This is a genomic window from Streptomyces sp. NBC_01426 (genome assembly GCF_036231985.1).
Classification (GTDB): domain Bacteria; phylum Actinomycetota; class Actinomycetes; order Streptomycetales; family Streptomycetaceae; genus Streptomyces.
This window is the reverse complement of the sequence record NZ_CP109500.1, coordinates 4,241,564-4,256,122: the sequence shown is the minus strand read 5'-3', so window position 1 is coordinate 4,256,122 and position 14,559 is coordinate 4,241,564. Positions and strand designations below refer to the sequence as shown.

The following is a 14,559-nucleotide window of genomic DNA, read 5'->3' as shown; positions in this document are numbered from 1 at the left end:
TTCGACGTCGGGTTTCCCACTCGGAGGAACATCATCCGGGACGGCTGCCTCAGAACCGCTGGAGGCACCAGACGCCGAGGGCCAGCGAGCCGGATCCGGACAGGAGCGCGAGGGGCACGGCGACGGCGGGGCGTACGCCCTCGGCCACCGGCGCACGGTGCAGGGCACGCGCCCCCGTCCAGCCGAGCAGAGCGGCTCCGAACAGCAGGAACACGAGCGCCGAGAAGATCGCCGGACCGCGTTCCATGCCGTTCCCCCCTTGCCTTCGGGCCGCTTCGGGATCCCCCCGGATCCCGCTGCCCGGGAGCCTGCCGGCCGAGGGGGTACGGCAGGCGAACCCCGGGTTACATCACGGCTTCGACATCGACGCCCGCGGCCCTCGGGCCCCCGCCGACCCGGTCCCGCCCGCTCCGGGCCTACGGCGCGGGATCGCGCACGGGGTCCAGGAAGCCCTGCTCCACCAGCATCCGGATCGCCTCCGGGGTCCGGTCCCGCAGCACGACCGGGTCCTCCTGCATCAGCTGGGCGATGGCGTCCAGGATCCGGCCCGCACTGAGTGAGCCGTCACACACTCCGGCGAACCCGGCCCCGACGGTGTCCACCTTCGTGGCCCGGCGCATTCCGCGGTTCTGCCGGAGCACGACGTGCTCGGGGTCCTCGGCCCCGGGCGCGCCGACCTGCTCCTGGACGATCTCCTCGGCCAGTACGAAGTACCCCGCCAGCAGCGCCGCGTCGTCGTGTTCGCGCAGGTAGTCCTGCCGGGCGAAATGCGCCAGGACGGCGTCGCCCAGCGGCTGCTCGACCGAGTGCGGCCACTCCTCGACCACGATGGACGGCTCGGCCGCGTCCGTCCGGCGCAGGGTGATCCAGCCGAAGCCGACGGCCTTGGTCTTGCGGGCCTCGAACTCGTCCAGCCAGTCCTCGTAGCGGCGCTCGTACTCGGCGGGATCGCTGCGGTGGTCGCCCGCGTCGCGGAGCCACAGTTCCGCGTACTGCGTCACGTCCTGCACGTCGCGCTGCACGATCCACGCGTCGCAGCCGCGCGGCACCCAGGAGCGGAGCCGGTCGTGCCAGTCCTCGCCCTCCACGTGCTGCCAGTTCCCGAGGAACTGCGCGTACCCGCCCGGGTTCAGCCGCTCGCCGGCCTGCTGGACCAGGGTCCGGCACAGGTCGTCGCCGCCCATGCCGCCGTCGCGGTACGTGAGGCGGGCGCCGGGGGAGATCACGAAGGGCGGGTTCGACACGATCAGGTCGTAGGTGGTGTCGCCGACCGGCTCGAAGAGGGAACCGGCGAGCAGTTCGGCCTCGGCCTCCCCGGACAACGCCAACGTCAAACGGGTGAACTCCAGGGCCCTCGGGTTGACGTCGGTGGCCGTGACCCGCGTCGCGTGCCGGGCCGCGTGCAGGGCCTGGATGCCCGATCCGGTGCCGACGTCGAGCGCCGAATCCACGGGGACGCGGACGGTGATTCCGGCCAATGTCGTGGAGGCGCCGCCGACTCCCAGGACCACGCCCTCCTCACGACGGCCGATGCCGCCGGCCCCGCCCACGGCACAGCCGAGGTCGGAGACGATGAACCAGTCCTCGCCGTCCGGGCCGCCGTACGGGCGCACGTCGACGGTGGCGTACACCTCGTCGCCCTCCCGCCGCAGCCAGCCGTCCTCCAGCGCCGCGTCGACGGGAAGCGCCGCGCGGGCGTGCTCGTCCGACACGGACTGCCGGAGCAGGAACAGCCGGACCAGGCTCGCGAGCGGATCGTCCGCGCGGCCTCGGGTGGCGCGCAGGGCGGGAACCGTCTCGCTGCGGGCCAACGCGGCGTAGGCGGGGGCGCCGAGCAGGTCGAGCAGCCCGTCGGCGGTGAAACCGGCGGCCAGCAGGGCGGTGCGCAGCGCGGCGGCACGGTCGGGCGAGGGAAGGCTGGTGGTACTCACGCGTCCATTGTGGCCGCCGGCCCCGGCAATCGTGGCGGCCCACCCCGGGCATTCGGTGCGCACCACGCGCCCGGACCCGGATCGGGCGGCGCCCACACCCCGACCGAGGGGCGGCCGGAGGCAACGGGGGGCGATCGGGGCGGGAAACACCGACGGGGCGGGCGGCGTCCGCGAGGACCCCGCCCGCCCCGTTCGACGTGCGTCCGTGCACGGAACGGCGGCGTGGCCGGGGTCACCCCCGGCTCCACCGCGACCGCGCTAGCCGGCCGTCGTCGTCTGGACCTGGCAGCCCGGCTGACCGTTCATCGCCTTGTCCAGGCCTCCGGCCTTCAGCTTGTCCAGGGCTTCCTTGCCGCCCTGGGTCGCCGCCTCCAGTCCGCCGGCCACGTCCTTGAGGCCCTCGGCGAACTTCGTCTGGTCCTTGACGTCGAGGGCGTCCATCTTCACCTTGAGGTCGGCGTAGCCCTTGGAGGTCGCCGCGAAGCCCTGGACGGCGGCGTTCTGGGTCTCCTCGCCGCCCTTGACCGGCGGAACTCCCGCCCCGGTCAGGGCGGTCCCCATGGACTTGTAGGCGTCGGACATGACCTGGAACGCCGCCGAGTCGGTCTGCTGGACCTCCTCCGGCTTGCTGCTCTCCGTGGCCACGCGCTTGATGTCGACGTTGGAGCTTTCGATCTTCTTGAGTTGGGGTCCCCACGCGTCACAGACCTTCTTGGCCCAGGCGTCGGTCTTCTTCTGCCCGTCGTCCTCGCCGCCGCATCCGGACAGCACGAGCATCAGCACCGCACCGCCGGACACTGCGGCCGCAAACTTCTTGTTCACCGGATTGGTCCCTTCGAAGACTCTCGGCCCGGAAGATACACGCCCACCCTGGGCGGACACGGAAAGGCGGACGGGCGGCGCGTCAGTCCGCGCCGCCCGTCCGCCGTTCGGGCGTACCCTCGAACCCCCTGCGGAACAGGGCCGCAGGTCGTTCGGGGTACCGGCCGGGAGCCGCTCGGGCCCCTGCTCGGGGAGGGTCAGGAAACCACCGCGGGATCTGTGGGTTGCGCCACTCGCTCGGCCGCGCCGTCCTCGCCCTCGTCACCCACGGCGATGCCGCGCCGCTTGGACACGTACACCGCGCCGATGATGACGGCGATGGCCAGGACCGCGACGATCGCCCGCACGGTCGGGCTGGTGTCGTCGCCGTAGCTGAACTGCACGATGGCCGGGGCGATCAGCAGGGCCACCAGGTTCATCACCTTGAGCAGCGGGTTGATGGCCGGGCCGGCGGTGTCCTTGAACGGGTCGCCGACGGTGTCGCCGATGACGACCGCGGCGTGGGCCTCGCTGCCCTTGCCTCCGTGGTGACCGTCCTCGACGAGCTTCTTCGCGTTGTCCCACGCGCCGCCGGAGTTGGCGAGGAAGACCGCCATCAGGGTGCCGGTGCCGATGGCGCCCGCGAGGAACGAGCCGAGCGCGCCGACACCGAGCGAGAAGCCGACCGCGATCGGGGTGAGCACGGCGAGCAGGCCGGGCGTGGCGAGTTCGCGCAGCGCGTCCTTGGTGCAGATGTCCACGACGCGCCCGTACTCGGGCTTCTCGGTGTAGTCCATGATCCCGGGGTGCTCGCGGAACTGCCGACGCACTTCGTAGACGACGGCGCCCGCGGAGCGGGAGACGGCGTTGATGGCGAGTCCGGAGAACAGGAACACGACGGCCGCGCCCAGGATCAGGCCGACCAGGTTGTTGGGCTGCGCGATGTCGAGGCTGAGGTTCATCTCCCCGGCCTTGGCCCCGACTTGCTTGACCGCGGTGGCGATGGCGTCGTTGTACGAGCCGAAGAGCGCGGCGGCGGCGAGCACGGCGGTGGCGATGGCGATGCCCTTGGTGATGGCCTTGGTGGTGTTGCCGACGGCGTCCAGGTCGGTCAGGACCTGCGCGCCGGCGCCTTCGACGTCACCGGACATCTCGGCGATGCCCTGCGCGTTGTCCGAGACCGGACCGAAGGTGTCCATGGCGACGATGACACCGACGGTGGTCAGCAGGCCGGTGCCGGCCAGGGCCACCGCGAAGAGCGCCAGCATGATCGAGGTGCCGCCGAGCAGGAAGGCCCCGTAGACGCCGAGGCCGATGAGCAGCGCGGTGTAGACGGCGGACTCCAGGCCGACCGAGATGCCGGCGAGGACGACGGTGGCCGCGCCGGTCAGCGAGGACTTGCCGATGTCCCGCACGGGGCGCCGGCTGGTCTCGGTGAAGTAGCCGGTCAGCTGCTGGATCAGAGCGGCGAGCACGATGCCGATGGCGACGGCGATGACGGCCAGGATCCGCGGGTCCCCGGAGTGGTTGAGGATCGCCGGGTCCTCGACTCCGACGAGCTCCTTGTAGGTGGACGGCAGGTACGCGTAGACGGCGATCCCGACGAGCACCAGGGAGATCGCGGCGGAGATGAAGAAGCCGCGGTTGATGGCGGTCATCCCGCTGCGGTCGGATCGGCGCGGGGACACCGCGAAGATGCCGATCATGGCGGTGACGACGCCGATGGCGGGGACGATCAGCGGGAACGCCAGGCCCAGGTCGCCGAAGGCGACCTTGCCGAGGATCAGCGCGGCCACGAGGGTGACGGCGTAGGACTCGAAGAGGTCGGCCGCCATGCCGGCGCAGTCGCCGACGTTGTCGCCCACGTTGTCGGCGATGGTCGCGGCATTGCGGGGGTCGTCCTCCGGAATGCCCTGCTCGACCTTGCCGACCAGGTCGGCGCCGACGTCGGCGGCCTTGGTGAAGATGCCGCCGCCGACACGCATGAACATGGCGATCAGTGCGGCGCCGAGCCCGAAGCCCTCCAGGACCTTGGGGGCGTCGGCGGCGTAGACGAGCACGACGCAGGAGGCGCCGAGCAGGCCGAGGCCGACGGTGAACATGCCGACCACGCCACCGGTGCGGAAGGCGATCCTCATGGCCTTGTGGGCCACTTCGGTCAGGTCCTTGGCGGGTTCGCCCTCGGCGGGGGTCGCCTCCCGCGCGGCGGCGGCCACGCGGACGTTCGCACGGACCGCGAGGCGCATGCCGATGTAGCCGGTGGCGGCCGAGAAGAGCGCGCCGACGAGGAAGAAGGCGGAGCGGCCCGCCCGCTGCGACCAGTCGTCGGCGGGGAGCAGGAAGAGCAGGAAGAAGACCACGACGGCGAAGACGCCGAGGGTGCGCAGTTGGCGTCCGAGGTAGGCGTTGGCGCCTTCCTGAACGGCGGCGGCGATCTCCTTCATGCCGGTGGTGCCCTCGTCCGCGGCGAGCACCTGGCGGACCAGGATCTGCGCGACGACGAGTGCGAGAAGTGCGACCGCTGCAATCACGATCACGATCAGCCGATTGTCATCGGTGAGTACTGCGGCGGCCAGATCGGAGTTGCCGATCGGCGCGTTGGGGGTGAAGAGCCCCGTCATTCGTCCTCCTTGACGTGATGAGCTCAAGATGTGGACGGATTGTAGGGAGCGCGACCTGATCAAAACAGTGGGCGGGAAACGTAATTGGCCTGCTCTTGCTCCTCAGCAATAGATCACGTCACTCCATTACCCTCGAAAGTAGTAATGGGGCAAAGGCATTGACGCATGGTCATCGATCCGGAAATTCATGTCCGGGCAGCGAAAAAGGCCCTGCGGAGCAGGGCCTTTGAAGATCGGACGATGTGAAAGTAGTCCCGTCCGGGGGCCACCCATCCGGTGCGCGAAGCGGTACGGACCCGTCCGTCGGACGCGACACGACGGGGGCGGGGAGGCGTGCGGGATCGGGGAGACGTGCGGGATCCGGCGCGCGGCAGATCCGGGGCGCGGAAAGGCGCGGCGTCGAGGCCGCGTGCGAGAACACAGGGCCGGCACCCAGGCGGCTCCGACACCCGGGCGCAGGAAAGATCCGACGTGCCGGCCGAAAATCGACCCTCAGGGGGCCATTCCGGTGACTGAGACCCTGGCGGGACCCCTAAGGGAGCGTGGAAACCTTCGCCACGGGCCAGCTCATCCTGATGGTGCCGCCGGCTTCACCGCTGGTCACCTCGACGTCGTCGACGAGCCCGCTGATCACGGCGAGACCCATCTCGTCCTCGCCCTCGTTGTCCGGGTCCAAAGCGGCGGCGATGCCCGACACGGCCTCGGCGGAACCGCCGGCCGGACCGGGAACGTCGTCGCCGACCTCGATGGAGAAAACTTTCTCCTCCTCGGTCAGGACGACCCGGACGGGCCCGGTCAGACCGTTGTTGCGGTGCAGCCCGACGGCGCGCGAGCAGGCCTCACCCACGGCGAGGCGGACCTCGTCGAGGACGGCTTCCTCCACACCGGCCCGACGCGCCACGGCGGCCGCGACCAGGCGGGCCGTCCGGACGTGTTCGGGCTGGGCGCTGAAGCGCAGTTCAACGGTGGCCATGCGCGTCCCCCTCGGACTCTGGGCGCGGACCAACGGGCGCGCCTTGACAGGGGCCCGGACCGACCGTGGTCCGGTACCCCCCGCTCCTCGTCGGCTTCTGACGGCGTTTCGGCCGCCCGAAACCGTCAGTCGGTGGCGTTGACGGCGTCTTCCACGGTCGTGTGGATCGGGAACACCTTGGTCAGACCGGTGATACGGAAGATCTTCAGGATGCGCTCCTGGTTGCAGACCAGACGCAGCGAGCCCTCGTGCGCACGAACACGCTTGAGGCCTCCCACGAGCACACCGAGGCCGGTGGAGTCGAGGAAGTCCACTCGCTCCATGTCGACAACCAAGTGGTAGCTGCCGTCGTTCACCAACTCCACCAACTGCTCGCGCAGCTTGGGCGCGGTATACACATCAATCTCGCCACCGACCTCTACGACCGTGCGGTCGCCGACAGTGCGAGTCGACAGGGACAGGTCCACGGATCCTCCAGCACCTTGCTATCGAGCGGCGCCCCCCAGGGGCCTCCCCATCCGAAGGTAGGAGAGGGATCGGCTGCCGCGATGGCATTCAATCACTTACCGGCAGGCGCGCACGACGCCTTGGGTCCATTGTCCCGCACGCCGGTGACACACTCGGTTCCAATGGCCAATACTCACCGTCCCGGTCGGCCCACGGCAGCCGCGGACTCTCGACCCACCCCGAGCACGGTCCTGGACCGGCTGGCACGGGGGCCTTCTCGAGCTGCGCGCATCACCCATACGGAGCACTTGCCCCCTCGGGCGGGTCGTCATGCGGTCTGGCCCGACCGCATCCGAACTGATGTCGTGGCGGCCATTCAGGCCGCCGGAATCGAACATCCGTGGGAGCACCAGGCCGCGGCGGCCGAGCACGCCCTGGACGGCACGTCCGTGGTCGTGGCCACCGGTACCGCCTCGGGCAAGTCGCTGGCCTACCTGGCCCCCGTCCTCTCCGCCCTCGCGGACGGCGCCGAGGCTCCCAACGGCCGGGGGGCGACCGCCCTGTACCTGGCCCCCACCAAGGCCCTGGCGGCCGACCAGCGGCGCGCCGTGCGGGAGCTGGCGGGCCCGCTGGGCAACGCGATCCGGCCCGCCGTCTACGACGGGGACACACCCTTCGAGGAACGCGAATGGGTGCGTCAGTACGCGAACTACGTGCTCACCAATCCCGACATGCTCCACCGCGGGATCCTCCCCGCCCATCCGCGCTGGTCCTCGTTCCTGAAGGCGCTGCGCTACGTGGTGATCGACGAGTGCCACAGTTACCGGGGGGTATTCGGCTCCCACGTGGCCCAGGTGCTGCGCCGGCTGCGGCGGCTGTGTGCCCGCTACGGCTCGGAACCCGTCTTCCTGCTGGCCTCCGCGACCTCCAGCGACCCGGCGACCTCCGCGTCCCGGCTGACCGGCCTGAAGGTCGTGGAGGTCGCCGACGACGCCTCCCCGCGCGGCGAGGTGGTCTTCGCCCTGTGGGAGCCCCCGCTGACCGACATGAAGGGCGAGAAGGGCGCTCCCGTGCGCCGTACCGCCACCGCCGAGACCGCCGATCTGCTGACCGACCTGGTGGTGCAGGGGGTGCGCACGGTGGCCTTCGTGCGGTCCCGGCGCGGCGCCGAGCTGATCGCCGTGATCGCCCAGGAGCGGCTCGCCGAGGTGGACCGGTCGTTGCCGCGTCGGGTGGCCGCGTACCGGGGCGGTTACCTGCCCGAGGAGCGGCGCGCCCTGGAGCGGGCCCTGCACTCCGGGCAGCTGCTGGGGCTGGCCGCCACCACCGCCCTGGAACTCGGCGTGGACGTCTCCGGCCTGGACGCGGTGCTGATCACCGGCTATCCCGGCACGCGGGCCTCGCTGTGGCAGCAGGCCGGGCGGGCCGGCCGCTCGGGACAGGGCGCCCTGGCCGTCCTGGTGGCCCGTGACGACCCGCTGGACACCTACCTGGTCCACCACCCCGAGGCGCTGTTCCGGCAGCCCGTGGAGGCCACCGTGCTGGATCCGGACAACCCGTACGTACTCGCCCCGCACCTGTGCGCGGCAGCCGCCGAGCTTCCGCTGACCGAGGCGGACCTGGAACTCTTCGGACCGGCGGCCGTCGGTCTCCTCCCGCAGCTGGAGGCGGCGAAGCTGCTGCGCCGCCGGGCCACGGCCTGGCACTGGACCCGACGGGAACGTGCCTCGGACCTGACCGACATCCGGGGCGGCGGGGGCCGTCCCGTGCAGATCGTGGAGGCGGCCACCGGCCGGCTGCTCGGCACCGTCGACGAGTCGGCCTCCCACACCGCCGTCCACGACGGGGCCGTCCATCTCCACCAGGGCCGCACCTACCTGGTGAAACACCTCGACCTGGAGGACTCGGTCGCCCTGGTGGAGCAGGCCGATCCGCCGTTCTCCACCACCGCCCGCGACACCACGTCCATCGCGGTGCTGGAGACCGAGAGCGAGATCCCGTGGGGCCAGGGCAGGCTCTGCTTCGGCTCCGTCGAGGTCACCAACCAGGTCGTGTCCTACCTGCGGCGCAAGCTGATCTCCGGCGAGGTGCTCGGCGAGGCCAAGCTGGACCTGCCGCCGCGCACCCTGCGCACCCGGGCCGTGTGGTGGACGGTCACCGAGGACCAGCTCGACGAGGCCCGGATCAACCCGGAGATCCTCGGCGGCGCCCTGCACGCCGCCGAGCACGCCTCGATCGGCCTGCTCCCGCTGTTCGCCACCTGCGACCGCTGGGACATCGGCGGGGTGTCCGTCCCCCTGCACCCCGACACCCTGCTGCCCACGGTGTTCGTCTACGACGGCCACCCCGGCGGCGCCGGATTCGCGGAACGCGCCTTCCACACGGCCCGGGCGTGGCTGACGGCCACCCGCGACGCCATCACGGCCTGCGAGTGCGAGGCGGGCTGCCCCTCCTGCATCCAGTCGCCCAAGTGCGGCAACGGCAACGACCCCCTCCACAAACGCGGCGCCGTCCGTCTGCTCACCCGCCTGCTCTCCGACGCCCCGGAAAGCTGAACCGGCACACGCCCCGTCGAGGCCGTCTCCGCCCGACCGTCCCCCTCGCCCCGGAAATCCGACGGGAGCCGATGGGCCGAACGGGTCACGCACGGCCCCGACCCGCCGCCTCAGAGCCTCCCCCGCGGCCCGCAAAGCCCGACCCGCTGCCCGAGACAAAGTCGTACAGCGGCCCCGGCAACCGCCGCTGCGCTGTCCGGCAGGACCGTCACGCCGTCCAAGGCTCACGGGCCTGCCGGCCCCGTGGGCGGGGAGGGCGGGAGCGGCGGGCCTGCCCTCGACGCGAGCGCGGGGGCGAAGGGGCCGGTCGGGGCACGGGCCACGACCTCGGCGACCTCACCTTGGACGTCGCAGACGGTCAGGGTCGCGCCCTGGGCCCGCGCCACCCGCACCGCCGTCGCGCAGGCGGCCTCGGGGCCGTGCGCCCAGGTCGCCGCCGCGGCGAGGGCCGCCAGGTCAGCGGCCGCCGCCGCCCGGTGCCGCGCCACAACGGCCTGACCGAGCAGCAGTACACCCCCGAACACCGCCCCCAGCACCGTCGTCACCAACGCCGCCCACACGGTGGCGGAGCCCCGGTCCCGGCTCACGGCGGCGGCCCCACGCTGTCCTCCGCCAAGGCCACCGCCTGGGCGCCGAGCCGTACCGGCAGCCCGCCCGGCCCGGGCGCGGGCGCCGCCACCCGAACCCTCCACAGGTCCCCCTCCCGCTCCACCCGGACCTCCGCTCCCCGCGGGGCGGCGGCCCCGGCCGCCGCCACCACGACCTCCGCCGGCTCCGAGCGGGCTGCGGCCCGAGCACCCGCCCGGGCCGCGTCCACGCACCGGATCTGCGCGGCCGCCGCCATCAGCGCCCACACCAGCAGTGCCGCGAACAGGACCAGCGCAGGGATCACCAGGGCCGCTTCCGCCGTCACATATCCGCGGTCGCCCTTTCCGCCCGGATTTTCCTCAGAACGGCACATCGAGCGCCTTCCCGATGGTCGACTGGAGAGCCGTCGACACCACGTCGCTCGTGACCACCTTGTACAGAACGGCAGCGAACGCACACGCCGCGATCGTGCCCATGGCGTATTCCGAAGTGGACATCCCCGCATCGCGACCGCGGCCACTGAGCGCGGACCGCACTCGAAACCAGATGATCCTCATGACAACCTCCTGTTTGATTTCGCTCTTGATGTGATTTCAGGTTTTGATTTCAAGTGCCGGAGAGAAGACCGGAAGCCATCCCAATCACCACTGGAGCCACTCCCACCACAAGAAATGCGGGGAGGAAACACAGCCCCACGGGTGCGGTGACGAGTACGGCGGCCCGCTGTGCCCGGGTCGTGGCCTGTCGGGCCCGGTCCGCCCTGAGGGCCGACGCCAGGCGGGAGACAGGCTCGGCGGCCGGTGCTCCCGTGCGGGCGGCCCGTTCCAGGCACTCCGCCAGTTCCCGGGCGCCCGGGATCGTCGCCAACCTCCCCCACCCCGTGCCCGGTTCGCCGCCGAGCCGCAGCTCCGCGCCGGCCAGCGCAAGCCGCTCCCCCACGGGTCCGCCGAGCGACTCCCCGACCACCTCGGCCGCCTCCACCGGACCGGCGCCGGCCGCGAGGCAGGCCGCCAACAGATCGGCGGCAAAGGGCAATTGGCGCCCCACCTCGCGGGGGTCCACTTCGACCGGCGGTCCGGCCCTCGACCGCAGGCGCCACACCCCGTACGCCGCCCCGCACCCGACCAGGACCCCGGTGACGCCTGCGACCAGCACCCAGCCCGCCACCAGAGCGCCGGCCGGCCACGCCCATATGACGACGCGAGCCCGTGTTCGGGGCCCGACCAGCGGCCCACGGCGAGCCGCTCGCACCCTCAGCAGTGACCCGATCCGCCGGCGGGCCGCCCGTCGCCGAACTCCTGACGCGATCGCCGATGCCACGCACAGCACCGCCACCGCGAGGCACGAGGCCATCCCCAGCCTGTGGACCCACACCGCGTCCGTCATCGCTCCCCCGCCCGTACGATCCGCCGGCACCACAACATCCCCAGCGCCTCCAGTACCGCCCCCGCCACCAGGCAGCCCCACCCCATCGGGGTGTGCAGCAGCACCGCGAGCGGGTCGGCCCCAAGGCCGGTACCGATCACCAGCCCCACCAGGGGCAACAGCGCCAGCACCACCGCCGTCGAGCGGGCTCCGGCCAACTGGGCCCGCAGTGACTCCTCCCGGTCCCGTTCCGCTCGCAACGCCCCTTCCAGTCGGTCCAGGCCCGCGGCCAGGCCGGCGCCCCCGTCCACGGAGACCCGCCAGCAGGCCGCCATCCCGGCCAGCCCTTCCGCGCCCGGCTCCCGCGACGCCTCGCGCAGTGCCCCGGCGACGTCACCGCCGAACGCCGCGGCGGCCAGCACCCCGGCCTCCCCCGCGCCCAGGCCACCGGAACCCGATGCCGTACGTCTCAGCGCCGCGCCCAGCGCCTGGCCGGGCTGCGCACCCGCCCTCAGTTCCCCCACGGTGACCCCGCACAACGCCACCACGTCACCGGCCCGCGCGCCCCGGGCACGTTCGCGGTCCCGGCCTCTCAGCCACTTCCGCACCAGCGGCACCGAGGCCGCCCCCAGCACCAGCGGGATCACGGAACCGCCGAGCAGGGCCACCAACACCCCGACCCCGACGCCGGACCACTCCCGCCATCGCGCGGCCCGCACCCGCACCGCGATCAGCAGCCGCTCCCGACGCGCCGGCCCGACCGGCACCACCGGGGCGCACCCGACCGGCAACAACCGGGCCCGCCGGGCCACCCGATCGCCTCCGGCCGACATCCAGGCGGCCGCGCCGGCGCACAGCACACCGGCGAACACCGGCAACGAGCCCCCCACCTCGACCGTCCCGGCGCTCATCGGGGGACCCCCAGCAGCGGACCGAGCCGGGCCCAGCCCCTCTCCCGTACGAACCCCCGCGCGGACCAGAGCAACGCGGGCACCGTCACCACCAGACCGGCCGGGTCCCGTTCGAGGACGTGCACCTCGGCCACCCGCCGCCGCCCGGCCCGGTCCCGGACCAGGTGGACCACCAGGGTCAGCGCGGCCGCCAACTGACTGTGCAAAGCCGCACGATCGAGCCCCGCGGCCGTACCGAGCGCCTCCAACCGCGCCGGGACATGGGCCGCCGCGTTCGCGTGCACCGTGCCGCAGCCGCCTTCGTGGCCCGTGTTGAGAGCGGCCAGCAGGTCCGCCACCTCCGGACCCCGCACCTCTCCGACCACCAGCCGATCGGGACGCATCCTCAACGCCTGCCGGACCAGGTCCGCGAGGGTGACGAGGCCCGCTCCCTCCTGATTGGCGGGCCGGGTCTCCAGCCGCACCACGTGCGGATGGTCGGGGCGCAACTCGGCCGAGTCCTCGGCCAGTACGATCCGCTCGCCCGGCCCGACCAGTCCCAACAGGGCACTCAGCAGGGTGGTCTTGCCCGTCCCGGTGCCTCCGGACACGAGGAACGAGAGCCGGGCCTCGACCATCGCCCGGAGCAGTTCGTGCCCGCCCGGCGGCAGGGTCCCCGCGGCCACCAACTCGTCCAAGGTGAACGCCTTCGGCCGCACGACCCGCAGGGACAGGCAGGCGGATCCGACGGCCACGGGAGGCAGCACGGCGTGCAGTCGGGTGCCGTCCGGCATCCGGGCATCCACCCAGGGCCGGGCGTCGTCGAGGCGCCGCCCCGCGACGGCGGCCAGCCGTTGCGCGAGCCTGCGCACCGCCGCGGCGTCGGCGAAGGTCACCGCGGTGAGTTCCAGCCCACCTCCGCGGTCCACCCACACCCGGTCGGGCGCGGCCACCAGTACGTCGGTGACCTCGGGGTCAGCGAGAAGTGCCTCCAGCGGCCCGGCGCCCACCAGTTCGGACCGCAACTCGGCGGCCGCACCCAGCACTTCCGCGTCGCCGAGCAGCCTGCCCTGGGCCCGCAGGGCCGCCGCGACCCTGGCCGGGGTCGGCTCCGCACCGCTTTCCGCGAGTCGCTGCCGCACGGCGTCCAGGAGCAGCGCGCTCATGCCGGCACCCCCTGGGCGGAGCTGAGGACCCGCCGCCAGAAGCCGTCGCAGAAGCGGGCCAGCGGGCCCCTCCCCCGCGACCCCGGTGGCTCCCCCTCGGCCACCCGTCCCGGCAGTCCCACCTCCACCGGCACCTCGCCGGCCAGCGGGGCACCCAGCAGCCGGGCCACGGCTTCGGCGTCGAGACCCTCGGGGCAGCGTCCCCGCACGACCACGCGGACGTCCCGGGCGACCATCCGCACCCCCGCCGCCACCCGCCCGGCTGCGGCCACGGCCCTCAACTCCCCGGGCACCACCATCAGTACGAGATCCAACTGGGCCAGCACCTCGGCCACCGCCTCGTCCACCCGTCGGGGCAGGTCGACGACGACCACGCCGCCACGGCGGCGGGCCGCCGCGACCACCGAGCGCATCGCGGCGGGCGGCACCACCACCCGGTCTCCCCGGTCCCAGCTGAGCACCCGGAGGGCGTGCAGTTCCGGGAGGGACTCCTCCAGCGCCCCGGCCCCGACGCGGCCCCGCGAGGCTGCGAAGTCCGGCCAGCGCAGCCCTTCGGCGCCCTCACCCCCGAGCAGGACGTCCATGCCCCCGCCGAGGGGGTCCCCGTCGATGAGGATGGTGCGTTCGCCGGCGCGCGCGGCCCGCAGGGCGAGCGCGCAGGCCAGGGTCGACGCACCGGCGCCGCCGCTGCCTCCGATCACACCGACCGCGAGGGCGGGTCGTCCGGCTCCTTCCACCACGTCGGCGATGCGGTCGACGAGTCGGTTCTCCGCGTCGGGGAGCCTCAGCACCTCCTCGGCGCCGATCTCCAACGCCCGCTGCCACACCAGTGGGTCGTCCAGATCCCGGCCGACGAGGAAGACCGCGTCCCGGCGGGGCGCGCCGCGGACCCGGCGTGCCGCGTCGTCCCCGACGAGCACGAGCGGGGCGGACTCCCAACCGACGCTGCCGGGCGCCGGTGCGCGGAGATCGACGTTCTCGCCGTCGCCTTCTCCCGGGGCCCCGGCTCCGACCGGCTCGGGCACCGCGTGGTGCACGTGCGGTTCGGCGCCCGCGGCGGCGCACAGCCGCAACAGGTCGTCGAGCAACAGCGGGTCCTCGGTGATGATCAGCGGCCGGCCGCCACCGGGCACGACCTCTTCCGCCCGGGTCGACGGCCTCCCCCCACCGAACAGCTCGGACTCCGGTGCTTCACACGACTTCGATCCAGCCACGGTCTCCG

Annotated in this window: 14 protein-coding genes; 1 reads left to right on the top strand and 13 read right to left on the bottom strand. The window is 72.9% G+C overall.

Features of this window, described 5'->3' with window-relative positions; translation table 11 throughout:
• Positions 1 to 49: 49 nt before the first annotated feature.
• From OG906_RS18900 to bldG, 6 genes are all read right to left on the bottom strand, one after another.
• Positions 50 to 247, bottom strand: coding sequence for a hypothetical protein (locus OG906_RS18900; RefSeq protein ID WP_267799876.1), 198 nt, complete (start codon positions 245 to 247; stop codon positions 50 to 52).
• Positions 248 to 416: 169 nt separating this feature from the next.
• Entirely contained in the window at positions 417 to 1,931 is a 1,515-nt protein-coding gene (locus OG906_RS18895; RefSeq protein ID WP_329444325.1) for a DUF7059 domain-containing protein, read from the bottom strand.
• A 258-nt stretch (positions 1,932 to 2,189) separates the two neighbouring features.
• A complete protein-coding gene (locus OG906_RS18890; RefSeq protein WP_329444323.1) occupies positions 2,190 to 2,753 on the bottom strand; it encodes a small secreted protein in 564 nt (187 codons plus the stop codon).
• A gap of 197 nt (positions 2,754 to 2,950) precedes the next feature.
• Positions 2,951 to 5,353 (bottom strand): sodium-translocating pyrophosphatase, encoded by a 2,403-nt coding sequence (locus OG906_RS18885; protein WP_267799873.1) that lies wholly within the window; start codon positions 5,351 to 5,353, stop codon positions 2,951 to 2,953.
• A 532-nt stretch (positions 5,354 to 5,885) separates the two neighbouring features.
• Entirely contained in the window at positions 5,886 to 6,326 is a 441-nt protein-coding gene (locus OG906_RS18880; protein ID WP_267799872.1) for an ATP-binding protein, read from the bottom strand.
• A 125-nt stretch (positions 6,327 to 6,451) separates the two neighbouring features.
• Positions 6,452 to 6,793 (bottom strand): anti-sigma factor antagonist BldG, encoded by a 342-nt coding sequence (gene bldG / locus OG906_RS18875; protein ID WP_008743037.1) that lies wholly within the window; start codon positions 6,791 to 6,793, stop codon positions 6,452 to 6,454.
• Positions 6,794 to 6,874: 81 nt separating this feature from the next.
• On the opposite strand from bldG, the gene OG906_RS18870 reads away from it, so the two are divergent.
• Positions 6,875 to 9,328 (top strand): DEAD/DEAH box helicase, encoded by a 2,454-nt coding sequence (locus OG906_RS18870; RefSeq protein ID WP_329444321.1) that lies wholly within the window; start codon positions 6,875 to 6,877, stop codon positions 9,326 to 9,328.
• Positions 9,329 to 9,552: 224 nt separating this feature from the next.
• Here the strand turns inward: OG906_RS18870 and OG906_RS18865 are convergent, their stop codons facing one another.
• The 7 genes from OG906_RS18865 to ssd all read right to left on the bottom strand — a co-directional run bounded on the left by OG906_RS18865 (position 9,553) and on the right by ssd (position 14,512).
• Positions 9,553 to 9,915, bottom strand: coding sequence for an Rv3654c family TadE-like protein (locus OG906_RS18865; protein WP_329444318.1), 363 nt, complete (start codon positions 9,913 to 9,915; stop codon positions 9,553 to 9,555).
• Complete coding sequence (locus OG906_RS18860) at positions 9,912 to 10,289, bottom strand: TadE family type IV pilus minor pilin (RefSeq protein ID WP_329444317.1); 378 nt, start codon at positions 10,287 to 10,289, stop codon at positions 9,912 to 9,914. The genes OG906_RS18865 and OG906_RS18860 overlap by 4 nt, the downstream gene beginning before the upstream one ends.
• Complete coding sequence (locus OG906_RS18855) at positions 10,276 to 10,473, bottom strand: DUF4244 domain-containing protein (protein WP_053676892.1); 198 nt, start codon at positions 10,471 to 10,473, stop codon at positions 10,276 to 10,278. The genes OG906_RS18860 and OG906_RS18855 overlap by 14 nt, the downstream gene beginning before the upstream one ends.
• A gap of 49 nt (positions 10,474 to 10,522) precedes the next feature.
• A complete protein-coding gene (locus OG906_RS18850; RefSeq protein ID WP_329444314.1) occupies positions 10,523 to 11,071 on the bottom strand; it encodes a type II secretion system F family protein in 549 nt (182 codons plus the stop codon).
• 227 nt (positions 11,072 to 11,298) lie between these two features.
• The gene (locus OG906_RS18845; protein ID WP_329444312.1) at positions 11,299 to 12,192 is read right to left on the bottom strand and encodes a type II secretion system F family protein; all 894 of its coding nucleotides are present in this window, start codon (positions 12,190 to 12,192) and stop codon (positions 11,299 to 11,301) included.
• Positions 12,189 to 13,337: a TadA family conjugal transfer-associated ATPase gene (locus OG906_RS18840; RefSeq protein WP_267799865.1), complete on the bottom strand. Its 1,149-nt coding sequence runs from the start codon at positions 13,335 to 13,337 to the stop codon at positions 12,189 to 12,191. Before OG906_RS18840 ends, OG906_RS18845 begins: the two co-directional genes overlap by 4 nt.
• Positions 13,334 to 14,512, bottom strand: coding sequence for a septum site-determining protein Ssd (gene ssd, locus OG906_RS18835; protein ID WP_329448059.1), 1,179 nt, complete (start codon positions 14,510 to 14,512; stop codon positions 13,334 to 13,336). Before ssd ends, OG906_RS18840 begins: the two co-directional genes overlap by 4 nt.
• Positions 14,513 to 14,559 lie beyond the last annotated feature (47 nt).